Annotated in this window: 25 protein-coding genes; 4 read left to right on the top strand and 21 right to left on the bottom strand. The window is 70.0% G+C overall.

Features of this window, described 5'->3' with window-relative positions:
- Positions 1-147: 147 nt before the first annotated feature.
- Both HPY32_RS10255 and HPY32_RS10250 read right to left on the bottom strand, forming a co-directional pair.
- On the bottom strand, positions 148-633 hold the full coding sequence (locus tag HPY32_RS10255; protein WP_067590817.1) for a DUF6790 family protein: 486 nt from the start codon (positions 631-633) through the stop codon (positions 148-150).
- Complete coding sequence (locus tag HPY32_RS10250; protein WP_067590820.1) at positions 630-1,013, bottom strand: hypothetical protein; 384 nt, start codon at positions 1,011-1,013, stop codon at positions 630-632. The genes HPY32_RS10255 and HPY32_RS10250 overlap by 4 nt, the downstream gene beginning before the upstream one ends.
- Positions 1,014-1,195: 182 nt before the next feature.
- On the opposite strand from HPY32_RS10250, the gene HPY32_RS10245 reads away from it, so the two are divergent.
- Positions 1,196-2,452, top strand: coding sequence for a sensor histidine kinase (locus tag HPY32_RS10245; RefSeq protein ID WP_197696559.1), 1,257 nt, complete (start codon positions 1,196-1,198; stop codon positions 2,450-2,452).
- Positions 2,437-3,084, top strand: coding sequence for a response regulator transcription factor (locus HPY32_RS10240; RefSeq protein WP_067590826.1), 648 nt, complete (start codon positions 2,437-2,439; stop codon positions 3,082-3,084). The genes HPY32_RS10245 and HPY32_RS10240 overlap by 16 nt, the downstream gene beginning before the upstream one ends.
- Here HPY32_RS10240 and HPY32_RS10235 read toward each other — a convergent pair.
- Together HPY32_RS10235 and HPY32_RS10230 are read right to left on the bottom strand one after the other, a co-directional pair.
- Positions 3,066-4,214, bottom strand: coding sequence for an LLM class flavin-dependent oxidoreductase (locus HPY32_RS10235; RefSeq protein WP_067590829.1), 1,149 nt, complete (start codon positions 4,212-4,214; stop codon positions 3,066-3,068). The two genes, HPY32_RS10240 and HPY32_RS10235, sit on opposite strands and share 19 nt — an antisense overlap.
- Positions 4,211-4,753 (bottom strand): class I SAM-dependent methyltransferase, encoded by a 543-nt coding sequence (locus tag HPY32_RS10230; protein ID WP_067590832.1) that lies wholly within the window; start codon positions 4,751-4,753, stop codon positions 4,211-4,213. The genes HPY32_RS10235 and HPY32_RS10230 overlap by 4 nt, the downstream gene beginning before the upstream one ends.
- A 173-nt stretch (positions 4,754-4,926) precedes the next feature.
- Here HPY32_RS10230 and HPY32_RS10225 point away from each other — a divergent pair, with 173 nt between their 5' ends.
- Together HPY32_RS10225 and HPY32_RS10220 are read left to right on the top strand one after the other, a co-directional pair.
- A complete protein-coding gene (locus HPY32_RS10225; RefSeq protein WP_156674577.1) occupies positions 4,927-5,457 on the top strand; it encodes a hypothetical protein in 531 nt (176 codons plus the stop codon).
- A 76-nt stretch (positions 5,458-5,533) separates the two neighbouring features.
- Entirely contained in the window at positions 5,534-6,310 is a 777-nt protein-coding gene (locus HPY32_RS10220; RefSeq protein ID WP_067590837.1) for a CPBP family intramembrane glutamic endopeptidase, read from the top strand.
- On the opposite strand, the gene HPY32_RS10215 is transcribed toward HPY32_RS10220, so the two are convergent.
- From HPY32_RS10215 to HPY32_RS10135, 17 genes are read right to left on the bottom strand one after another with little or no spacing between them, the layout of a single operon-like run.
- Entirely contained in the window at positions 6,298-6,855 is a 558-nt protein-coding gene (locus HPY32_RS10215) for an Rv1363c family protein (RefSeq protein WP_082871566.1), read from the bottom strand. The genes HPY32_RS10220 and HPY32_RS10215 overlap by 13 nt on opposite strands.
- A gap of 27 nt (positions 6,856-6,882) precedes the next feature.
- Positions 6,883-7,827, bottom strand: coding sequence for an MlaD family protein (locus HPY32_RS10210; protein ID WP_067590840.1), 945 nt, complete (start codon positions 7,825-7,827; stop codon positions 6,883-6,885).
- The gene (locus HPY32_RS10205) at positions 7,824-8,828 is read right to left on the bottom strand and encodes an MlaD family protein (protein ID WP_067590842.1); all 1,005 of its coding nucleotides are present in this window, start codon (positions 8,826-8,828) and stop codon (positions 7,824-7,826) included. Before HPY32_RS10205 ends, HPY32_RS10210 begins: the two co-directional genes overlap by 4 nt.
- Complete coding sequence (locus tag HPY32_RS10200; protein ID WP_067590845.1) at positions 8,825-9,703, bottom strand: MlaD family protein; 879 nt, start codon at positions 9,701-9,703, stop codon at positions 8,825-8,827. Before HPY32_RS10200 ends, HPY32_RS10205 begins: the two co-directional genes overlap by 4 nt.
- A 1-nt stretch (position 9,704) precedes the next feature.
- A complete protein-coding gene (locus HPY32_RS10195) occupies positions 9,705-10,664 on the bottom strand; it encodes an MlaD family protein (RefSeq protein WP_067596028.1) in 960 nt (319 codons plus the stop codon).
- Positions 10,661-11,662 carry an MCE family protein gene (locus HPY32_RS10190; RefSeq protein ID WP_067590848.1) on the bottom strand — a complete coding sequence of 334 codons (1,002 nt, stop codon included), beginning with the start codon at positions 11,660-11,662 and terminating at the stop codon, positions 10,661-10,663. Before HPY32_RS10190 ends, HPY32_RS10195 begins: the two co-directional genes overlap by 4 nt.
- The gene (locus HPY32_RS10185) at positions 11,659-12,666 is read right to left on the bottom strand and encodes an MlaD family protein (RefSeq protein WP_171982774.1); all 1,008 of its coding nucleotides are present in this window, start codon (positions 12,664-12,666) and stop codon (positions 11,659-11,661) included. The genes HPY32_RS10190 and HPY32_RS10185 overlap by 4 nt, the downstream gene beginning before the upstream one ends.
- Positions 12,663-13,505: an ABC transporter permease gene (locus HPY32_RS10180; RefSeq protein ID WP_067596027.1), complete on the bottom strand. Its 843-nt coding sequence runs from the start codon at positions 13,503-13,505 to the stop codon at positions 12,663-12,665. The genes HPY32_RS10185 and HPY32_RS10180 overlap by 4 nt, the downstream gene beginning before the upstream one ends.
- On the bottom strand, positions 13,505-14,278 hold the full coding sequence (locus HPY32_RS10175; RefSeq protein ID WP_067590851.1) for an MlaE family ABC transporter permease: 774 nt from the start codon (positions 14,276-14,278) through the stop codon (positions 13,505-13,507). The genes HPY32_RS10180 and HPY32_RS10175 overlap by 1 nt, the downstream gene beginning before the upstream one ends.
- The gene (locus tag HPY32_RS10170) at positions 14,272-15,897 is read right to left on the bottom strand and encodes a fatty acyl-AMP ligase (RefSeq protein WP_171982773.1); all 1,626 of its coding nucleotides are present in this window, start codon (positions 15,895-15,897) and stop codon (positions 14,272-14,274) included. Before HPY32_RS10170 ends, HPY32_RS10175 begins: the two co-directional genes overlap by 7 nt.
- Positions 15,898-15,927: 30 nt before the next feature.
- A complete protein-coding gene (locus HPY32_RS10165) occupies positions 15,928-16,170 on the bottom strand; it encodes a phosphopantetheine-binding protein (RefSeq protein WP_156674578.1) in 243 nt (80 codons plus the stop codon).
- A 23-nt stretch (positions 16,171-16,193) separates the two neighbouring features.
- Complete coding sequence (locus HPY32_RS10160) at positions 16,194-16,952, bottom strand: ABC transporter permease (RefSeq protein WP_067590861.1); 759 nt, start codon at positions 16,950-16,952, stop codon at positions 16,194-16,196.
- Positions 16,949-17,887, bottom strand: coding sequence for an ABC transporter ATP-binding protein (locus HPY32_RS10155; protein ID WP_067590864.1), 939 nt, complete (start codon positions 17,885-17,887; stop codon positions 16,949-16,951). The genes HPY32_RS10160 and HPY32_RS10155 overlap by 4 nt, the downstream gene beginning before the upstream one ends.
- The gene (locus HPY32_RS10150) at positions 17,884-18,396 is read right to left on the bottom strand and encodes an Rv1443c family protein (RefSeq protein WP_067590867.1); all 513 of its coding nucleotides are present in this window, start codon (positions 18,394-18,396) and stop codon (positions 17,884-17,886) included. The genes HPY32_RS10155 and HPY32_RS10150 overlap by 4 nt, the downstream gene beginning before the upstream one ends.
- Positions 18,393-19,016 carry a hypothetical protein gene (locus tag HPY32_RS10145; protein WP_231951740.1) on the bottom strand — a complete coding sequence of 208 codons (624 nt, stop codon included), beginning with the start codon at positions 19,014-19,016 and terminating at the stop codon, positions 18,393-18,395. Before HPY32_RS10145 ends, HPY32_RS10150 begins: the two co-directional genes overlap by 4 nt.
- Complete coding sequence (locus HPY32_RS10140) at positions 19,004-20,368, bottom strand: aminotransferase class III-fold pyridoxal phosphate-dependent enzyme (protein ID WP_231951742.1); 1,365 nt, start codon at positions 20,366-20,368, stop codon at positions 19,004-19,006. Before HPY32_RS10140 ends, HPY32_RS10145 begins: the two co-directional genes overlap by 13 nt.
- Positions 20,365-21,378 carry a fatty acid desaturase gene (locus HPY32_RS10135; RefSeq protein ID WP_082871889.1) on the bottom strand — a complete coding sequence of 338 codons (1,014 nt, stop codon included), beginning with the start codon at positions 21,376-21,378 and terminating at the stop codon, positions 20,365-20,367. The genes HPY32_RS10140 and HPY32_RS10135 overlap by 4 nt, the downstream gene beginning before the upstream one ends.
- Positions 21,379-21,409 lie beyond the last annotated feature (31 nt).

Genomic DNA, 21,409 nt, shown 5'->3' with positions numbered 1-21,409 from the left:
CGACTACACCGGTGCCGCAGGTAGGGAGTGTGACGGCAGCGTTGTGGAGGCGGGGTGAGGTGGTCTGTGCGGGAGGCTACCTTCATCGATGCGGCCTCCCGGCTAGTTGGAAATCAGGGTGAAATATGCTGCGCCGCAAGGAATCTCCTACCGTTCGGCGTCCCGGGCCGCCCGCTGGCGGGCCAAGAGCAGGATGAGTGCGGCGGGTAGGAGGTCGATGGTCAGGGGACCGTAGGTGTTGTTGTAGGTGTGGTCGTGGTGGGCGAGGGCTTGGTAGATGTGGCCGAGGGCTGCGTGCCACCAGAAGATTGCGCAGGCGGTGGTCAGGGGGAGGCGCCATTCGGGGCGGTGGAAGGCTATCAGGCCGAGTACTCCGGTGGCCAGGTTTGCGCCCGCTACCTCGAACTGGAAGGGCGAACGGGCGAAACCTACTGCGTCGGCCGTTAATTCGGGAGCTGCCCAGAACCACACCACGACCCACAGGCTGAAATACACGATCCCGGCTATGCACCAGCGGATCCACGCATCCATCGGATTCTCGTTGCGGCGGCGCGCGCGGCGCGACGCGACGGCGCCGCCGAGGAGTGCCACCGCGAACGGGCTGGCGGTGGAAACGATGTCGATGGCGGTCATCGGACGGCCCGCTCGCGGACGAGGTTGATCGAGGCGAGGGACAGGCCGCTGGCGATCTGAATCGCGGCGAACCACAGCGGGAGGGCTCCGGGGATGCAGTCGAGGGCGATGATCACGATCGGCATGACGATCGAGATGATGCGCACCCGGCGGTAGGCCGATCGGTGTCCCTGTGCCGCCATGACCGACAGCCGGTAGGTCACCGCGGCGCTGACGAGCACTCCGCCTGTTCTGCCCCACATGAACGAGCTCACCTCGTGGCCGGTGACCGCGAGGACAACGACCACGACGAGGAGGGCGAGATTGAGCGCGCCGTAGGTGGCGACGAGGACCTTCGTCTTGCCGAAGGCCCCCTGGGTGATGTTGTCGGTGATTTCCATATCCGTTGCCTCTCTTGTATTTCCGGCGTGATCGACGTTAGGGAGCGCACGGCGGGCGAGGTATGCGCCTGGACGTACGGATGGGTGGGGCCAGACCCACTTCACCGCCGATCCGGTGGGGACCGGTCGCGCCGTGGTGCAGTGTGAACAGGGAGGGCCGCCGCGAAGGAGAGGAAAGGGTCGTGCGACAACTGATGTCGTGGATGGCGAGAGCCTGCGTGGGGTTCGTGCGAGCCTGCGTTGTGCTGGCCGTCAGCATGCTGGTCCCCGCCGTATGGGTTGCCATGGCGGGGATCGATATCTGGTGGGGCGCGAACCCGTGGTCGTGGATAGCGCCGTTCGTGTGGGCCTGCCTCGGCACGCTCCTGCTCTCGCGCCAGGTGTGCCGGGTGTTCCGCTTCCTCGTCGCGAGGTGGACGGGCACCGTCATTCCCGCCGGATACCGGCAGGCCGGGCCGGTGGTGCGGATGTCGACCGGATACTGGTGGAACGGCTACTCCTACGAGCGCAGCAGCCGGGACGCCCACCAGGATCAGCGGTTGCGGCTCTGGTGGAGCGATCCCGCCACGTGGCGTGACCTGCGATTCGCGGCGATCGCGCCGGTCACCGCGGGCGTGGCCGCGGCCGTCCCCCCGGCCGGAGTCGCGGTGGCGGTCCTCGGACTCGCTCGACCAGGGTTCGCCAGCTCCCTCGCCGGGGTGCTCGGCATCGTCGTGGCCACCGCCGCCGCCCCCTACGCCTGGCGGCTGGTCGAGCCCGTATCCGTCCGCTTCCTGCGCCCGCCGCCCGCGACGACGCTCGCGGAACGGGTCGATGAATTGACTTCCCAGCGTGCGGATATCACGGTCGCGCAGGCCGCCGAGATCCGCCGGATAGAGCGGGACCTGCACGATGGGGCGCAGGCGCGGCTGGTCGCGCTCGGGCTCTCGTTGGCGACCGCGGAGAGGTTCATGAAGACCGACCCCGACCGGGCAATGGCGCTGCTGCGGGAGGCACGCGCCGGTGCCCGCGCGTCCCTGACCGAGCTCCGCGAGCTGGTCCGGGGCATCAGCCCGCCGGTGCTGACCGAGCGCGGGCTGGTCGACGCCGTCCGCGCCCTCGCCATGGACAGCCCACTCGAAACGACGGTCAGCGCCGACCTCCCACTACACCTGGACCCGCCGATCGAGTCCGCCGTGTACTTCGGAGTCGCCGAACTGCTGACCAACGCGGTCAAGCATGCGCACGCGACGCGGGCGCGGATCTCCTTCGACCGCAACGATATCGGCCTCGTCGTCGAGGTCGAGGACGACGGCCGGGGCGGGGCGGGCATGCGCCCCGGCGGCGGGCTCGAAGGGCTGCGCCGCCGCCTCGCCGTTTTCGACGGCTCCCTGGAGGTCACCAGCCCGCACGGCGGCCCGACCAGTGCGAGGATGGTGCTGCCATGCGAATCGTCGTAGCCGAAGACCTCTACCTCCTGCGCGACGGGATCGTCCGTCTCCTCGACGCCTACGGACACCGGGTGGTGGCCACCGCGGCCACCGGTCCCGAGACCCTCGACGCGCTGCTGACCTGGCGGCCGGACGTGGCCATCGTCGACGTCCGGATGCCGCCGACCCACACGGACGAGGGCCTGCGGGCGGCGCTCGCCGCTCGCCGGGAGCTGCCCGGACTGCCGATCTTGATCCTCTCCCAGCACGTCGAACAGCTTTACGCCCGTGAACTTCTGGCCGACGGCGCCAGTGGGATCGGCTACTTCCTCAAAGACAGCGTGTTCGACGCCGACCAGTTCATCGACGCCCTCGAGCGCGTCGCCGACGGCGGAACCGCGATGGACCCGGCGGTCATCACCGCATTGCTGTCCAATGGATTATCGAACCGGCGGTTGGAACGGCTCACCGAGCGCGAACATTCCGTGCTCGCGCTGATGGCGGAAGGACTGTCCAACCAGGCCATCGCCCAGCGCCTGTTCCTCAGCGAGAGCGCCATCAGCAAGTACACCACCTCCCTGTTCGAGAAACTCGGAATCACCGATGACGGCAACAACAATCGCCGCGTCCTCGCCGTCCTCACCTACCTCGACAAACCCTGAGCCGAACGCCACGCCTCGGAGAGGAGGCGGTGGGATTTCAGGCGGTCTTCGTGGCGGTGGGTGATGGTGGTGATCAAGAGTTCGTCCGCGGCCGTGGCTTGCCGCAGGGCTCGGAGGCGGTCGACGACGGTGGTGGGTGCGCCGACGAACTGGGTGGCCAGTCGGTCTTCTACCAGGCGCAGTTGCTCCGGGGTCAGCGGTGCGGTCGTGTCCGGGTCGAGGTAGTCCGCCGCACCGCTGCCGCTGCGGATGCTGTATACCCAGTGACCGTAGGTCGAGGCCAGGTGCCGGGCGGTCGTATCATCCACCGCGACAACCACATCGGCGGACACCACGACATACGGGCGGGACAGGTGATGCGACGGCCGGAAGGCCGCGCGATAGGCGGCGACCGCGTCCAGGGCGGTACCCGGCGCGATGTGGTAGGCCGCGGCGAACGGAAGTCCGTGCCGCCCGGCGATTTCCGCGCTCTCGCCCGCCGAGCTGCCGACCAACCACAGCTGCACCTGCGCGCCCTCACCCGGAACCGCGTGCAGCGCAATACCATCCGCGCCGGTAAAGGTCCCGTCCAGTAGGGCGCACACCTCGTCGACCTGCTCCGCGAAATCCGGCGGCTGCGCGCCGCGCTGCTGTAGGGCGGCAAGGGCGGCACGGGATTTCGATCGATCGACGATGCGGTTCCAGTCGAACGGTGGTGGCACCACGACGCCGTCACGGATCACCGCATGCCCGGCGGTCGAATCCGACTCGGGCCGAGATCCTTTCGGCTCGGCGGCTGCCGCGTACCGGGCGCCACGATGACCCGACCGCCCGAGGCCCAGGTCCAGCCTGCCCGGATGGAGCGCGTCGATCGTGCCGAACGCCTCCACGACGGAGGCCGAGGTGTGGTGGCCCATCTGCATCGCCGCCGAGCCGACCCGAATCCGTGCGGTGGCGGCGGCGACCAGGCCGATCAGCGTGGCCGGGGCGGATCCGGCCACCGCGGCGAAATGATGCTCGGCAAGCCAGTACCGGTGATAGCCCCACCGCTCCGCATGCCGCGCCAGATCGATCGTATTGCGCAGCGCCTGCTGTGCGGTGGACCCGGCACTGATCGGGGACAGATCGAGGACGGACAGCGGCACGGTCACGGTCGGCGCCCGGTCGTCGTGTACAGCTGGTACGACCAGACCATCAGGTCGGGGCGCGTTACCGCCGCGCGGATGTGGGCGAGTTCCGCGGGAGTCAATCCGCCTGCGGTCAAGGACTTTTCGAGCAGGAGGGTGTGCAGGCCCAGCAGGCGGCAGCCGGGGCTGCCGCCGACCCAGGATTCGCAGGAACCCCGGGTACCGATGTCGGTCAGTCCGGCCGCCCCGAATGCCCTGCCTGCCCTCCGGGCCCAGGAGAAGTCCATCCCGGCCGATTCGGCCAGGACCATGGCGGTGTCTCTGAATTTGCCGAGGATGTCGGTTGTTTCCTGGTCCGGGGAGAAGAGGATGAAATCCGGTTCCATTCCGTCCCAGTCGGAGACGATCAGCACACCGCCGGGGGCGAGGGCCGCGGACAGTTTCGCGACGATCGACTCGCGGTCGGGCAGGGCGCGGATCTCGATCCCGGGAGACGGCCGGACGTGTTGTGGTTGCAGGTCGGTCCCGAGGACGGTTCCGGTGGGGATCGGACTCGCCTGCACCAGGAACTCCTCACGTTCATCGTCGACCGAGGCGCACCACCTACTATTTGCGTACACAGATAGTAGATAGTGGCGATCGGGCGGGCAAGTGCGGGCGCGCGGCGGTAGCAGATATTTGCCCTGTCGTCCGCATCCCCACCGGGCGTTATGCTCCTGGATAATTGGCTGAAAGTATGAGGTACAGCGTGTCCGGACCGGTCAAAGTCCTTGTCGGGGTGTTGTTTTCCGTGCTTGCCGGGGTGCCGGTGTGTGGCGCCGCGCACGCCGATCCCATTCATGGCAGTTGTTCCGGGGGTGAGTTGCGGTGGGATGTCGTCGACGGGTCGATCTCGATGGTGCCGCGGCAGGTCACCTTTGTGACGTCCGGTGTGTGGAAGGACTGTGTCGGCATCGACGGCATTACCGGCGCCACCGTTGCGGGGGTGCACAGGTCGATGTCGAGCTGTGTGCAGCCCGCCGACGGGCCGCTCACCTTCACCGTCGACTGGTCGAACGGGGCGACCAGCACGGTGTGGGGCGACTGGCCGGTCGGGATGGTGCAGCCGACGGTCGGGGAGCTGGCGGTCGTCGACGGGCTCGGCGCGGGTGGCCGGGTTCGGATCGTCGCCAACTACAACGTGTGGGCGCCGGAGACGGTCATCGGATGCCTGACCGGGGGCATTTCCAGCGGCACCGGCATGGTGCAGAGCATCACCTTCCTGTGACGCTACCCGGGTATGAGAGGTGATCGAGACTTCCGGGTGATCCACCGGCGAATACCGACCGGGCAGTGTCATCGGCATGAGCAACAGCCCGACCCGCGCGGTGGAGTCACCGGCCGAGGCGCATGCCTGGGCCGCACTCGGTGTCTATGTACTGTCCACACTCATCGCCTCGGCCGTCCTCCTCGCGGTTCAGCCGCACTCGGGCATCGATCCGGCGGCGCTGTCGCTGGTCCAGTTCGGTCCGGCGCTCGGCGCGCTCGCGACCTGGCTGACGTTCCGCAACACAGTGAATCGCCTGCGACCCGAACCGGTGTCCGCCCGGCGGGTGGGCCTCGATGTGCTGACGGTGGTCGCGGCGTGCGTGCTGTTCTGGCTGCTGATCACGATGGCGGCCGTGGTGGCGGGCATTGCCACGGTCGGCCCCGCGGCGGTCGGCGGGGTGCCCTTCCTGGTGTTCCTGGTGCTGCAACTGATCGGCGCGGGCGGTGAGGAGCTCGGCTGGCGGGGCTTCATGCAGCCGATCCTGGAATCGCGCGTCTCCCGGCTCGCGGCGATCTCGATAACCGGTGCGGTGTGGGCACTCTGGCATATCCAGGCATTCGCGGCGGGCCCGGTCACCGCGATCTGTTTCTTCGCCTCGGCCATGGGAATCGCGGTCATTCTGGGATATCTCGGCAATGGCAGCTTCCGCCAGCGGGCGCTGACCGCGGCGATCGGCCACTGGTTGATCAATATCGATTGTTATCTGCTGGCGGGTGACAATACGCTGGATCGTCCGCAGATCGTCTTCACCGCGGTGTCCGCCGTGCTCATTGCCGCGGGCGTGCTGGCGGTACGCACTCAGCGCGCGTGATAGTCCGACACGAGCCAGCGGCCGTCGGTGTGCTGGACCGTGACCGTCAGTAGGGTCGAGGCCGTCACCGGGTCGGGGTGCTGGACGTTCTGCGTGGTCTGGGTGGCGAAGACGGTGACCGAGTAGAGGCCGTTTCCGTTGGGCGACACCGCGGTAGCGGCGACGTCTCCGTGCGCCACCACCTGCGCCTCGGTCATGATCTTGCTCAGGGTGTCGTGGACGGTGTTGTAGCGGTCGGAAAGGGCGCCCGTGGTGCCGGTGCGCACGCTGTCGAAGAAGGCGTCGAGGTGGTGGAAATCGTAGGTGAGGGATTTCGTGGCGTAGTCCTTCGCGATATCGGCGGCCCGGTTGCTGTCGGCGGCGTGCTGCCGAAGTTCCTTCAGCTGCTGGGCATCTCGATGCCACCACCACGTCAGCAGGGCGGACACGACGAGCAGGATCGCCGCGGCGGCCGCGAGTAGACGCGTCGCCCACGGGGACTCGCCGATCGGGTCGTCGTGGGCTTCGGAGCCGGGGCGGTCGGTGCGGTCGAGTTCGACGGTCATGGTGGTCCTCGGGGTTTCGAATGGTGGTCAGTTCGGGCGGGAGAGGGTGATGCGGGCGGCCCCGTCGCCGGGGAACGCGCCGTCGAGCAGGTCCACAATGGAGCCCGCGTCCAGGCGCAGCGAGCGCAGTCCGGCGGTGGCGGGGCGAATGGCGGTCGCCAGCAGCGCCAGATCCGGTGCGAGGGCCCCGGCGTAGTCGTTCATCTTGCGCATCACCGGATTCAGCGAGTCGTCCCAGATGTTCTCGCCGACCCGGGAGTAGTCCTGGAAGGCCCTGATCAGGTGCACCACCTCCGGATCGGCGCGCGCGACGATCGGGGCGACCTGAGAGAGGGTCGCGGTGTGGCCGTCGAGATCGTCGGCGAGGGTCTGGAGGTTGCCCCACAGCCGCGCGATGGCCGCCCGTTTGTCGCGCAGCGTTCGCGCGAACAGATCGGCGCTGTCGGCGAGCCGATCCAGCTCGGCGTCCCGCCCGGCGGTGGCCCGGTCGACGGTGTCGACGAGATGCGCCACCACGGTCGGATCCAGCTGGCCCAGCAGGTTGTTCATCGCGGCCATGGCCTCGGCGGCGGTGACCGGCACCCGGACGCGATCCGGTGGGATCACCGCGCCGTCGCTCAGATAGGGGCCGTCCGCCGAGTCCGGCCGGAATTCCAGATACTGTTCGCCCGCCGCGGACAGGTTCGCCACCCGCACCGGGCTGTCGGCCGGAATCCGGTATCGCGCATCGAATTCCACGACCGCGTCGATGCCCGCGCGGGTCGGGGTGAGGCTGCGGACGCGTCCGATGCGCAGGCCGCGCAGGTCGACCGGTGAGGTGTCCATCAGTCCGCCCGAGGACGCCATCCGCACGGTGACGGTTGTGGTGTGGCGCAAGGGATTCAGGTCGAGCACGCCGAGGCCGAGATATCCCAGTCCGGCGACGGTGGTGGCCAGCAGCGCGGCGAGCGAGGTGAGTGGGCGAAGCGTCATGGCACCATTCCGATCGATCGCAGGGCCGCGATGAGCGCATCGGCCTGCTGTGCGGGGTCGGCGGCGACCTGACCGGTCACGCGGATGTTCGGCGGTGCGCCGAAGTAGGGAATCAGCTTGTCGCGCAACAGGGTGATCAGCTTGTCGATATTCATGGGCACGGTGGTGTCGGCGGAGGCGACGGTGAGCAGCAGCGGCCGCATGGCGCGGTAGATGTCCATGGTTTGCGGGTAGATGGGCCACACCAGCGCACCGGCCGGTCCGGCCAGCTTGCCGAGGCCGACGGCGAGATCGACCACGCCGAACAGCACATCGGCGAGCCCCGCCGCCCGGGCCGGGCCGAGCGCCAGGGCCCGGTCGACGGCGCTCCTGCGGGCCGCGAGGTCGCCGCTCATGCGGGCGGCCCCGTCGAGAATCCGATCCAGATCGGCGCTGCCCGTGGCCATGTCGTGCAGATCGGTGTGTAACTCGGTGGCCAGGGCGCGGTATTCGTCGTCGGTGGGGAAGGCGGTGTTGGCGCGGGCGACCGCCTCGGCCAGATCGCCGAACCGGCCGTTGGCCAGCACATTCGCCATGCCGCGCAGCAGATCCTCGACGCTGTCCGGCGGGCGGGTGCGGGCGAGGGGGATCGTCGCCCCCGGCTCGAGCGACGGCTCGGCGCGATCGTGCGAGGGTAGCAGCGCGATATAGGGCTCGCCGAGGATCGTGGCCTGCCGGATCTCGGCCGTACTGGATGCCGGAATCCGCACTCCCGCACGGAGTTTCACGGTGGCGACCGCCCGCCGGTCGGCGAGATCGACGCGGTCCAGCACGCCGACCTCCAGGCCGTCGGCGAGCACCTTCGCCTTCGCGGGCAGGTTCAGCACGCTGGTGAACTCGATCCGGATCGGATAGCTCGCGCCCGCGATCGTGGTGCCCGGCACGGGAATATCGGTCGGATCGAGACCGCACGCGGACGCGATCACCAGCGTGGTGAGGATCAGGGCGCAGCGGCGGATCATCGCGGCCCGGCCATGTGCGACAGGAGATCTCGGATATCGCCCGACCTCTGCAATGCGGCGTGGGCCATGGGCACCAGGCCGTCGAGCATCGGGTAGATCCTCGGGCCGTAGGTGTCGGCGAGGCGGGCCAGCACCGGCAGCAGCTGGTTGGAGAGGTCGATCATGGGCGCGAAGTTCGCCGAGAGCCCGTCCACCACCTCCAGGCCGTCGCGCAGATGCTCGAGCAGCAGCTGCATATCGGGCCAGTTCCCGGCGAACATGGTGGTCAGCGTGTCCAGATTGTCGATCAGCCGCCGCAGCGACGCGTCGCGGGTCCGGGGGTCGCCCGCCACGGCGGAGGCTCGGCCGAGCAGGTCGTTGGCGGTGGCATCGGTGCCGTGCAGGGCGCGGTCCAGATTCCGCAGGGTGTCGCCCGCCGTGTGATCGCCGCCGAGGTCGTTGCTCAATTGGCGCATGACGGTGAATGTTTCGCTGATACCGACGGGCGTTTTGGTGTGCGACAGTGGAATACAGTGGCCCGGTTGCGGTTCGGGGCCGTGGTCGGCGGGGCGGATCAGTTCGACGCGACGATCGGTGACGATCGAGTCGGCCAGGGTGACCGCGCTCGTGCCGTCCGGCACCACTACATCGGGGCGAATCCGCATCGACACGCGCAGCCGATCGCCGACCGGTTCGATCCGATCCACCACCCCGACCGGTACGCCGAGCACTGCTACCTCGTTGCCGCGGTACAGCCCGGCGACATCGGCGAACTCGGCGCAGATCGGTTTGCCGTAGCGGATGCGATCGACGGGCGTCACGGCCGACGAGCCGGACAGCGCGGGGACGGCGAGAAGGAGGAGGCCGAATGTGATGTGGCGCAGCCTGATGGGCATGTCAGCACTGCCTTCCTTGCGCGGGCACGCATATACGAGCACCAACTGGTCCAGGCCCGGCACCTACCAACGGCCCCACCTTGCGGACGAATTCGTCGATGCCCGCGATTGCCGAGTCCAGTCGTTCGGGGGCGTCGTGGACCTTGGCGAGTAGCTGTTCGAGCTGGTGCACAATCGGTTCCGCCTGGTCGGCGTAGGTCATGATCGGGCGGTGGGTTACCTCGATCAGGCGGCGTAGGAGTTGGAAGGCTCGGATCACTTCGGTTTTGCCTTGGCCCAGTTCGGTGGAGATCGCGCCCATTCGGCGGACGAAGTCGGCGAGGACCGCGCGGTCGTCGGCGGTGGCGGCGATGTATTCGTCGGAGACGGCGACGGCGCGGTCGAGTCGGTCCGATTGTGCCGCAACGACTCCGACGAGCTGGTTCAGGTCGGTGAGGATGCCCCGGACGGTGTCGGGTCGGTCGGCGAGCGCCCTGTCCAGTTCCGCCATGGTGGTCCGCAGGGTCTGGCCGTCGGTATCCCGCAGCGGCGATGTCGCATGCTCGACCACATCGGTGAGCTCGTAGGGTGTGCCGGTCCGAGCTCGCGGAATCGGTTGATTCCCCAGTGGTTTCGTTCCGGAGGGGTCCAGCGCGAGGTAGTGCCCGCCGGTGGGTGCGAGCAGGCGCACCTGGGCGGCGGAACGGTCTCCGACCCGAGTGCCCGAGGTCACGGTGAATCCGACCCGGACGTGGTCACCGGCCAGGTCGACCGAGCGCACCCGGCCCACCCGGACCCCGGCGATCCGGACCTCGTCGCCGGACCGCAGCCCGCCGGAGCTGCCGAACTCGGCCACGTGCGTGTCCTCCCCCACGGACACGAACCGAACCAGGCCGAGTCCGATCAGCGCGACCACAGCCAATACGGATGCCGTTATGCCCCACCGGATTTCGCGTCGACGCTCGGTACGGTCACGTCTCATGAGCACACCACCAGATGTTGGGTCGCCAGCACCGCCGCGCCGATATCGGGCGGTGCCACCACGGACGAGGAACAGGTGAAATCGGCCTGCCCGGCGGCCGGATAGTGGGCGTTCAGGCCGCGGATCAATGCCGGAACCAGCGAAATCAGCTGGGCCAGTTGGTCGCTGCTCGGAACCGACCGGCGCACCAGATCCAGCAGTGGCTGCGAGGTGTCGTCATACAGCGACTCCAGTTCGGTGAGGATGCCGACATCGGGTTCCAGGCCGTGCGCGGCGGTCCGCAGCGATTCCACCAATTCGTGGGCCCGCCCGCTGAATACGCCGATGATCCCGGCCACCTGCTGGATGAGCGCGCCCACCCGCTCCGATTTGCCGCCGATCTCGTCGGCGATGTCCCCGAGATTGCGCACCAGCAGCGCCACGACCGCATCGCGATCGGTGGCGAAGCGCAGCAACGCATGCAGATCGTCGAGCACGGGTCCGATACCGGCACCGTCGCCTTGCACCACGTGCAGCAGATTCTCCGCGAGCCGATTCAGTTGCGCGGTGTCCAGCGTGGCGAACAGCGGCTTGAACCCGTTGAACAGCCGGGTCACATCGAAGCCGGGTACCGTGCGGTCGAGCGGGATGGTGGCGCCCGCGGGCAGCGGGGGGCCGGGCGGGTCGGGTTCGGTCAGCTCCAGATATCGCTGCCCGAGCAGGGTTTGGTAGCGGATCGCGGCGCCGGTGGTGGCGTGCAGCCGCCCGGCGTCGACCGAGAACCGCACCCGCGCCGTGGCATCGCCGGTCACCGCGATGGCCGTCACCCTGCCCACCTGCACGCCGGACATGCGCACGGCGTCGCCGACCGCCAGCCCGGACGCGTCGGCGAAGACGGCCGCGTACCCGGTGCCGCCGGGCCGGGGTCCGCGCAGCGTCGTGAGCAGGACGCCGAGGCACAGGCCGACGAGCACGACGAAAACGCCCAATTTCAGTGCCGGGCCGCGCACCCGGATCATCGGGGCGCCTCCGGCCCGGTCACCGAGCGCGCGATCTGCGGCATGGTGTCGGCAATGATCCGCAGCTGCAACTGCACTCGCCCGTCCACCACCGGGAACGCCGCGCCGATCCGATCCATCAGCTCCGGCAGCCGCCCGTAGGCGGGCGCCAGGCTGCCGTACGACATGCCCAGCGGCACACCGAGATCCATGACGACGGCGAGGATCTGGGTGAACGAGTCGAGATTGCCGCCGAACAGGGTCGCGTAGCCGGGCAGGAATTCTCGGCTCAGACCCGCGATGGCCTTACGGGTGCGGGCGCGATTGGCCTCGTCGTCGAAGTAGGCGCTCTGATCGAGCAGGGCGACCAGCGCGTGCGCCATCGCCGGTTCCAGATCGGCCGCCCCGTGCCCGAGGTTCCCGGCAATGCGCAGGTAGTGCGCGATATCGCCGCGCCGGTTCGCGGCCACCGCCCGCGCCAGCCCGGTGACGGCGTCCACGGCCGGGGCCAGCGTTCCCGGATCGCGGGCCGCCAGGTCCAGCAGTCGGCGCACCTGCGGGGAGTCGAGCACCGCCGTCAGCCGCCCGGAGTGCTGGAGCACCGCCGTGCTGGACCCGAGGTCCGCATCGGCCGCGAGCGGTATCCGGGCGTGGTCGCCGATCCGCGGTCCGTCGCCCTGCGGCACCAATTCGATTGCGGGCGTGCCGAAGACATTGGCGGAGGTGAATCGGGCGGCGACCGCCGCGGGGACGGCCGCCGCGGGTCCGGGGTCGAGACGCAGGCGGACGCGCCGGGTGTCGTCCGCGGCGACGGTGACCTGCCGGACGGTGCCGACGACCATGCCGTGGAAGGTCACCTCCGATCCCGCGGCCAGCCCATCGGCCACCGCCGGCGCCTCCACGACCAGATCTGTTCCGTCGCGGAAGCGGCCCTGCGCGTGGGCGAGGACCACCGTCGCCACGATCGCCGCCGCGGTCAGCACCGCCGCGCCCCGGCGACGCAGCGCCGCGCGTTCCCCGCTCACCCGGAGATCCTGATTCCGCTGTCCGCGCCCCAGAACAGGGTGGTCAGCACCATGTCGACCACGATCACCGCGACCAGGCTGGCGCGAATGGCGTGCCCGCAGGCGCGGCCCACCCCCTCCGGGCCGCCGGAGGCGAAAAACCCGTGATAGCAGTGGATCACGATGACCACCGCCACCAGGACGACCGCCTTGAGCACCGCGCACGCCACATCCGCGGGCCGCAGGAACGCGCCGAAATAGTGGAAGTAGGTGCCCGGCGACTGCCCGTGCACGAGGTTCACCGCGGTCGCGCACGCCAGGTAGGCCATGACGAGCGCGATGAGGAACAGCGGCACGATGGTGAGCACCCCCGCGAGCACGCGGGTCGCGACGACGAAGGCGATCGGCCGCACGGCCAGCGCCTCGAGGGCGTCGATCTCCTCGGCAATGCGCATGGCCCCGATCTCGGCGGTCATCCGGCACCCGGCCTGGGCCGCGAATCCGACGGCGGCCACGATCGGGGCCAGTTCCCGGGTGTTGGCGTAGGCGGAGACGAAGCCGGTCAGCGGTCCCATCCCGACCCTGTTCAGGGTGTCCAGCCCCTCCACGCCGACCGAGCCGCCGATAGCGAGACCGAGGAAGATCAGCACCGCGGCGGTGCCGCCGCCCACCACCAGACTGCCTGCGCCCCAGACGATATCGGTCAGGGCGATCATGGTCTGGCGGCGATAGGCGCGGGCCGCGTGCGGGAGCGAGGCGAGCACGCGCCCGCCGAAATCGAGCTGATGCCCGAGCCGTTCCAATCCGTTTCCCAACGGCCGCACCGCACTACCGATCGGCGGCCGCGGTAGTTGCGCGATCACCGCACCACTCGCTCGCCGAACACCGACAGCGCCTGCGTCAGCACGAGATTCAGGCAGAACGTGACGACCACGCCGAGCACCACCGACGCGTTCACCGCATCGGCCACCCCCTTGGGTCCCGCGCTGGCCGACAGCCCGCGCTGCCCGGCGAGCACCACCACCACGAACCCGAACAGCGCCGACTTCGCCAGGGCGACAATCAGGTCCGAGACGGTCACGAAGGCCGCGATCGAGGACAGATACCCGCCCGCCGTCCCGTGCTGCACGCCGACATTGATGACGTAGCCGGTCGCCAGCCCCATGAACACGATCACCACGCACAGCAGCGGCGCGACCGCGACCATGGCGGCCAGCCGCGGCACCAGCAGTCGCCGCACCGGGTCGATGCCCATCACCCGCATGGCGTCGATCTCCTCGCGAATGGTGCGGGAGCCGAGGTCGGCGGCGATCGCCGCCCCCGCCGCGCCGCCCAGCAGCAGCGCAGCCACCAGCGGCGCGCCCTGGCGGACCACACCGATCCCGGCCGCGGCACCGGCCAGGGAGGTGGCGCCGATCTGCTGGGTCAGCTGCCCCACCTGCACCGAGATGATCACCCCGAACGGCACCGCGACGAACACCGCGGGCACGACCGTGACGCCGACGATGAACCAGCCCTGCGCGAGCATGTCGCGCCACGGCACCCGCCCCGCGGCCACATCGCGGACGAGCCAGCCCAGCGCGTCGGCCGCCAGCAGGGTGGTCCGGCCGAGCGTGCGCACCGAATTCAGCACCCGATCGGGCCCTCGGCCAGCAGCGCCGCCGCGTCCAGGCGCCGCAGCTTGCCCGACGGTGTCTTCGGAAGACGGCCCGGCGCAACCACTTCCACGCGGCGCGGGCCCACACCGAGCCCGGCCTGAACGCGGGTCGCGACCTCGCGGGCGATGCGGGCGCGTTCGGTGTCCGCCGATTCCACGATCACGGCGAACGATTCGGAGGCGTCGGCGGTGCGGACGGCCACCGCGTTCCCGGCCCGCACGCCCGCCACCCCGGCGGCGAGGCGCTCCACATCGACCGGGAAGATGTTGCGCCCGGAGACGATCAGCATGTCCTTCTTGCGCCCGCACACCACGATCTGGCGGTCCTCGGTCAGGTAGCCGAGATCGCCGGTGGCCAGCCAGCCGGACTCGTCCACGGCGTCGACGAATCCGTCGGCGGTCCGGTAGCGGCGAATAATGCTGTCCCCGCGCACCTCGAGCTCGCCGACCTCCCGGATCGCCGCCAGGGCACCGGATTCGGCGCGCACCCGCACCTCGATCCCGGGCAGTGGCGTGCCGAGGCGGACATGGGTGGCGGCATCGTCGGCGGTCGAGTCCACGGCACGACCATCGGACCGCAGTTCCGCCGGATCCACCCGGTCCAGGGCGGCCCCGGTGCCGGGCCGGGCGAACGACACCGCCAAGGTCGCCTCCGCCATGCCGTACGCGGGCACGATCGCCTCCGGGCGCAGCCCGAAGCGGGCCCCGGCGGTCAGGAATCGTTGCACGACAGCGTGATCGATGGGTTCGGCGCCATTGAGCGCGAAACGCAGGGACGAGAGATCGTACGCGCCGTCGGGAGCGCGGCCGAGCTTGCGGGCCAGCAGCCCGTAGGCGAAATTCGGTGCGGCGGACATGGTTCCGCCGTGTTCGCTCACCAGCCGCGCCCAGATCAGCGGGGAGGTCAGGAAATCGGCCGGGGTCACCGAGATCAGGTCGACGCCGAGGAACATCGGCGCGACCAGGAAGCCCATCATGCCCATGTCGTGGAACAACGGCAGCCAGCTGACCATGACGTCGCGGCGCACGCTGATCAGCGAGACGAATTCCATGGCGCGGATATTGGCGTACATATTGGCGTAGCTGACGGCGACGGCCTTGGGCGCACCCGTCGAGCCCGAAGTCAGTTGCAGGAACGCCAGATCCGCGTCCGCGGTGGCCACCGGATCCATGTCCGGGCCGGTTCGCAGCTCGTCCACCGTGATCCAGCGCGCCGGTACGGCCGGGTCCCGCACGGCCTCGAAAGGCGCGCCCAATACCACGATCTCGGCGTCGATCACGGCCAGGGCGCGGCGGGTGTCGGCGGCCCAGTCGGCGAGATCGGCGCGCGGCGTCGGCTGGTGCAGCATGGTGACGGTGCCGCCCGCGAGCCAAATGCCCTGCACCAGTGGGGCGATATCGGCCGGTGCGGCGGCCAGCACGGCGACCGCGCCGCCGCGGCGCAGCCCCGCCTCGACCAGGCCACCGGCGATGCGGCGGGCCTCGGCGTGCACCGCCCGCCACGAGGTGCGGGAGAGCGCGGCCGGGTCGCCGGTGCGGATTCCGTTGTCGCCGCGGGCGGCACTGTCGATGAGTGCGATCGTGAACCGATTCACCTGGTATTCAATCCTTTTCGTCGAATCGGGTCAGGCGGCCAGCGCACCGGACACCAGCCGTTGCAGATCGCCGAGGGTGCGGCAGGAGAAGACGGCGTCCTTGGTCAGCGTCACCCCCAGCCGGTCGCGGATCTCGGCGACACCGGTGGCGAACGACAGCGAGTCGAAACCCAGGTCCGCGACGAGATCGGCGTCGGGATGCAGCTCCTCGGGGGACAATTCGAGATCGTCGACGAGGATGTCGTGCAGGGTCTGTTCGACGGTGACGGTCACAGCTCCACTCCTTTCGGATCTGTTCACAGGCCGATGCGGCGGCGCACCAGCCGCATCAGCAGCAGGTGCAGCACGACGAGAACCGCTGCGGCGACGGCGATCCCGATCAGCAGCCGCACCGGGTCGAAGGCGCCGTACATGAGCGTGGCCGCGGCGGCGACCACGTGCGAGAACGGGTTGACGTCGATCGCCATGCGCAACCAGTCGGCCAGGAAGGTGGTCGGCATCAGGGCCTGGCTGACGAACAGCACCGGTAAGGCCAACGGCAGCAGGGCGATCGGGGCCTGCGGGTTCAGCGTGCGCACGGCGGCGAGGTAGAACAGCGAACTGTAGGCCGCCGACCACAGGCACATGAGCGCCAGCAGCGCCACCACCGTCACCGCTCCGGCGCGCAGCGGTGCGCCGAGGGCGGCGAGCAGCCCGATGACGATCAGCCCGGCGGGCAGGATGCGGACCGCCTCGAAACCGATCTTGGCGGTCAGCACCTGGCGCGCGGAAACCCCTTGCAGCCGAAGCCGATCCACGAATCCGGAGCCGATCTCCTCGAGCAGGGTGCTCGCGCCGTAGCCGGAGCCGATCATCGGGATCAGCATGATGATCCCGGGCGCGATATAGGCGGTGTAGGAGTGCACGGGGAAGCCCGGCAGCTGCGCCACCCGCTGGAACATGGCGCGCACGAAGATCACCAGCACCACCGGGAAGACGATCGGGAAGACGAACCCGAACACCGGTTGCCGCAGCCCGACCACCAGATAGCGCAGGAACAGCCGCAGCGTCGTCATCGGGTGACCTCCAGGAACGCGTCGCGCAGCGAGGTGGTGTCCACCCGCACCTCACAGTCCGCCAGCCCGCTGCCGCCCAATACCGCGGTCAGACGGGCGATTTCGCGGGCATTGGCGGCCGGGAGTGCGACCGTGACGGTCCGTGCGTGTTCGGTGGCGACCTCGAAACCCGCGGTGCGCAGGTCGTCGATCGCGTCGCGGTGGGCGGCGGGTTCGGCGGCGATGCGCGCGCGGGCGCCGCGGGCCCGGGTGAGTTCCGCGGCGGGCCCGGAGGAGATCAGCGTGCCCGCCTTGATGATGCCGACCCGATCGGCCAGGGCGACCGCCTCCTCCATATCGTGGGTGGTGAGCACGACGGTGCGGCCCTCGTCCCGCAGCTCCGAGATGGCCCGCCACAGTTCGTCCTTGCCCTCGATGTCCAGGCCGCTGGAGGGTTCGTCCAGGAACAGCAGCTGCGGATCGTGCGAGACCGCCAGCGCCACATCGATGCGGCGGCGCATCCCGCCCGACAGCGCGCCGATGCGCTTGCGCCCCACCGCACCCAGCCCGAATCGGTCGATCAGCTCCGCGACCCGGGCGCGGCGGCGGGTCCGCGACCATCCGGCCAGGGCGAGCCCGAACTCGAGCTGTTCGCGCGTGTCGAGCCAGGGGTCCAGCGCCACCTCCTGCAACGCCACCCCGATCAGTGGGCGCAGCCGCCGCACATCCTCCAGGGGCACGCCCAGGACCTCCGCGGTTCCCGCCGACGGCGGCAGCAGGGTGGTGAGCATGCGGATCGTGGTGCTCTTCCCCGCGCCGTTGCGGCCGAGCAGGCAGTACACGATGCCGCGCGGGATCTCCAGGTCGAGGCCGTTCACCGCACCGGTGGTCGCGCCCGGGTAGGTCTTGCACAGTTCGGTGGTGCGGACGGCCGGGGTCGCGTCGCCGGCGGTCATCGATCGGCTCCCGGCCCGGAACCGGCCAGGTGCGCCTGTAGGCGGCGATGCCGGTGACCGAACAGGAACGACAGGCAGGCCCGCAGCACGGCGCCCCAGCCGGGGATCAGCCCCATGGGCAGGCGCGGGACGAACGACACCGCGTCGACGACCTCGGTGCGGTCCTCGCCGAGCGGGCGCAGGGTGCGTTCGTGCACCCACCGGCTCATCGACATCATGGTCGACTGCTCGCGGAACCGGCGGCCGGGATCGATCTCGGCGACGGTGATGTCGTCGAAATCGATGGGCACCGCGCCGAACAGCAGAAAGTAGCTGCGGCCCAGGCGCGTTCCCGGTTCGATGTCGGCGATGGTGCGGCCCCGGAACGGTCCCGGCACCGTCATCTTCAGGTAGGGGCGCAGTTCGGCGTTGATGCCCTCCGGGGAGGTGACGGTCGCCCACACCGCGTCGATGGGGGCGTCCACGATGCTCACCCGGTCGATGCGCTGGGTGGCCGGTTCGAATGTCATTGCGTCACTTTCATTGTCGGTAGCAGGGAGGCCAGGTGGTGCAGGTCGAGGACCGCCGGGATGCTGTCCGCGCCCACATAGTCGGGCAGCAGGGCGCCGATCTGGGTGATGGCGGGGCCGAAAACCAGCCGGTACCACTCGAACAGCGGCACGACCAGTGCCACGGTGACATAGCGCACGCCCTCGGCGGTGAGCCGGTCGGCGAAATGCGCCCACAGCTGGTCGATCGCGCCGAGGCGGCGGTGGGACCGGCGCACGGCCTGGGTGGCCAGTTCCGCGACCGCCTCGGGCGCGATGCGGTCGAAGCGCCGCTCCCATTCCGGGTACAGGCCGGTGTCGGTGGCCCGCAGATCGGCGAGCGTGCTGAAACTGTCGTGGCCCAGGCCGGGATGCCAGCGCAGCGCCCGCAGCACGGCGACCGGATCGGCGCGGTCGGCGGCGAAGCCGACGTAGAACTCCGAGGACCGCTCCCAGCGCCGGTAGTGCACCATCTCCCCCGCCGCGTCGTCGGCCGGTTCGGTGTAGTCGTTCTCGCGCCCGAACACCTCGTACTCCCAGGCTTTGGCGAGCCCGAAGTCGCTGTCACCGAAGGTGATTCGACGTACCATCAGGTCGGACACGGCACCTCCAGGGGGTCGGATCGGCGGCGGTTCTCCACCCGTTCGACGGCGGAGGCGAAGATGTCGACCACGGCGGCGATCTCGTCGGCGTCGATGATCAGCGGTGGCAGGAAGCGGATCACGCTGCCGTAGCGGCCGCCGGTCTCCACGATCAGGCCCGAGTCCAGGCACTCTCGCTGGATCCGCGCCGCCAGGTCCGTCCCCGGCGCCGCGATTGCGCGCGGGTCGACGGGCCCGTCCGGGTCGATGATCTCCACCCCGGCCATGAGCCCGGCCGTGCGCACCTCGCCGATCACCGCCGACGAGGCGGCCACCGCGGTCAACCCTTGGCGCAACAGTTCGCCCATCGCGGTGACGTGGTCGCCGAGCCGATTATCGGCGGCGTAACGCAGCACCGCGGTCGCCGCGGCGAAGGCCAGGGCGCTGCCGCGGAAGGTTCCGGTGAACACGCCCGGATCCCACGCGTCGAATTCGCGGCGAATCACCAGCACCGCCACGGGGATTCCCGAGCCCAGGCCCTTGGAGATCGCGATCATGTCGGGCTCGACGTCGCAGTGCTGGAATGCCCACGCCCGGCCGGTGCGGTACACACCGGCCTGGATCTCGTCGGCGATCAGCGGCACTGCCGCGGCGTCGGCGGCCTCCCGCAGCGCCCGCGCCCAGCGGGGCGGGGCCGCGACGACTCCCCCTTCGCCGAGAACGAATTCGGTGAGCAGGGACGCCGGGGCGGTGAGCCCGCCGTGCGGGTCGGTGAAGGTCTCGCGCACCGCCCGCACGGCCAGATCCACGCTCTGCGTGCCGCCGACGCCGAACGGGCAGCGATACTCCTGCGGAAAGGGCAGGAATCGGACGTCGGGGACGCGGGCCAGCCGCGGCTTCCGCAGTCCCCCACCGGAACTCACCGACCGCGCGGCCCGGCTGCAACCGTGGAAGCCGCCCTGCACCGCGACGTGTTCGGTTCCGCCCGTGGCGATCTCGGCCACCGTCAGGGCCGCCTCGATGGCATTGGCTCCGCTGGGTGCGCACAGGTGCACCACGCAGTCGTCGGCCAGTCCGGGCGGCAGCGTGCCGAGCAGGGCCTCGACGAACCCGTCCCGCGCCGGGGTGTGAAAGTCCAACGACAGCAGGGGTTCTCCGGAATCGAGGGTGCGCCGGATCGCCTCGGTGACCACCGGATGGTTCCAGCCCAGCGACATCGCACCGGCCGCGGCCAGGCAGTCCCGGTACCAGCGGCCGTCGCTGCCGCGCACGCGAGTGCCGCGGGCCTCGACCGGGACGATCGGCAGCCGCCGGGAATAGGCCGACACCCGTGATTCGTGCGGACGGGTGATCGGGTCGTGTGCTCGGGTCACCGCAGTGCTCCCTTCGCGTCTCGTCGCGTCCGCGCCAGTAACCGGCGCAGGGTGGCCCACAGCGACGGGTCGGCCGTGTGCCGATAGCCGCCGTCGGCGGGCAGGGCCGCCACCAGCCGCCGACGTGCCTGCGGCAGTGCGTGATACGGCAGCCAGGGGAAGAAGTGATGCACGGCGTGATAGCGCAGCCCCACCGGCGCCCACAGCTCGGCCAGCAGCGGGAACGAGGTGTGGTCCACCGAATCCAGGATCTGGTCCGGGAACGACATCGGCGCGCCGCCGCCCTCGTAGCGGTGCGACGCCAGCACCCGCAGCCAGTTCACGAACAGCAGCACCGTGATCACGGCGTAGAACTGCGCGAACCGGATGAGCGGAAGGTGCCCGGTGGCCAGCAGCGCCGCCATGGTCAGGCAGTAGCCGAAACACGCCGCCTCCTGGACGATCCAGCGGCGCGGCACCGGCCCGTCGGGCAGCGTGCGCACGAATTCGGCGTCGATGGCCAGGGCGGAGGCCCGGGTGAGCACGAACCGGCGCAGCGGCGGCACCAGCCAGCTCAGCGGCGCCAGCACCAGGAACCGCAGGATGAACACCGGCAGCCCCACCAGCGCCGTGCACGGAGTCGCCAGCACCCGCCACCACGGACCGGTCGCGTAGTCGACATACTCGCCGTCGGCCGCGGTGCCGTAGGTTCGCGAGGCGTGGTGTTCCCGATGGAACTCGTACACGAATTTCGGTGCCAGGAACGGGATTCCGACCAGCAGATGCCACACCAGCGTGAAACCCCGCAGGTCCGCGGCGGCGTGCACGAGCTCGTGCACGAACAGCACCGCGCGATAGAACGCCAGCGCCGACACCAGCACGCACACCGCCGCCACCGGCGACAGCGGCGCGCGCACCGGGAACGCCGCGAACGCCGCCGCACCGACCGCCACGCTCGCCAGCAGGTCCGGCCAATAGATCCACGGCGCCGGACGTTTCAGGTCGATCACCAGCCGCCGCGCCTCCGACATCGAAATGCCCAGCGCCGCTTCCGATCCCGTC

This window comes from Nocardia terpenica, assembly GCF_013186535.1.
Classification (GTDB): Bacteria; Actinomycetota; Actinomycetes; order Mycobacteriales; family Mycobacteriaceae; genus Nocardia; species Nocardia terpenica.
This window is presented reverse-complemented; position numbering and strand designations above follow the sequence as displayed.

Excerpts from the sequence above, each read along its gene's own strand:
- HPY32_RS10255 (WP_067590817.1), bottom strand. The coding sequence starts at position 633 with ATGACCGCCATCGACATCGTTTCCACCGCCAGCCCGTTCGCGGTGGCA.
- HPY32_RS10205 (WP_067590842.1), bottom strand. The coding sequence starts at position 8,828 with ATGATCCGCCGCTGCGCCCTGATCCTCACCACGCTGGTGATCGCGTCC.
- HPY32_RS10195 (WP_067596028.1), bottom strand. The coding sequence starts at position 10,664 with ATGAGACGTGACCGTACCGAGCGTCGACGCGAAATCCGGTGGGGCATA.
- HPY32_RS10200 (WP_067590845.1), bottom strand. The coding sequence starts at position 9,703 with ATGCCCATCAGGCTGCGCCACATCACATTCGGCCTCCTCCTTCTCGCC.
- HPY32_RS10160 (WP_067590861.1), bottom strand. The coding sequence starts at position 16,952 with ATGACGACGCTGCGGCTGTTCCTGCGCTATCTGGTGGTCGGGCTGCGG.
- HPY32_RS10150 (WP_067590867.1), bottom strand. The coding sequence starts at position 18,396 with ATGACATTCGAACCGGCCACCCAGCGCATCGACCGGGTGAGCATCGTG.
- HPY32_RS10155 (WP_067590864.1), bottom strand. The coding sequence starts at position 17,887 with ATGACCGCCGGCGACGCGACCCCGGCCGTCCGCACCACCGAACTGTGC.
- HPY32_RS10250 (WP_067590820.1), bottom strand. The coding sequence starts at position 1,013 with ATGGAAATCACCGACAACATCACCCAGGGGGCCTTCGGCAAGACGAAG.
- HPY32_RS10210 (WP_067590840.1), bottom strand. The coding sequence starts at position 7,827 with ATGACGCTTCGCCCACTCACCTCGCTCGCCGCGCTGCTGGCCACCACC.
- HPY32_RS10215 (WP_082871566.1), bottom strand. The coding sequence starts at position 6,855 with ATGACCGTCGAACTCGACCGCACCGACCGCCCCGGCTCCGAAGCCCAC.
- HPY32_RS10225 (WP_156674577.1), top strand. The coding sequence starts at position 4,927 with ATGAGGTACAGCGTGTCCGGACCGGTCAAAGTCCTTGTCGGGGTGTTG.
- HPY32_RS10240 (WP_067590826.1), top strand. The coding sequence starts at position 2,437 with ATGCGAATCGTCGTAGCCGAAGACCTCTACCTCCTGCGCGACGGGATC.
- HPY32_RS10135 (WP_082871889.1), bottom strand. The coding sequence starts at position 21,378 with ATGTCGGAGGCGCGGCGGCTGGTGATCGACCTGAAACGTCCGGCGCCG.
- HPY32_RS10190 (WP_067590848.1), bottom strand. The coding sequence starts at position 11,662 with ATGATCCGGGTGCGCGGCCCGGCACTGAAATTGGGCGTTTTCGTCGTG.
- HPY32_RS10220 (WP_067590837.1), top strand. The coding sequence starts at position 5,534 with ATGAGCAACAGCCCGACCCGCGCGGTGGAGTCACCGGCCGAGGCGCAT.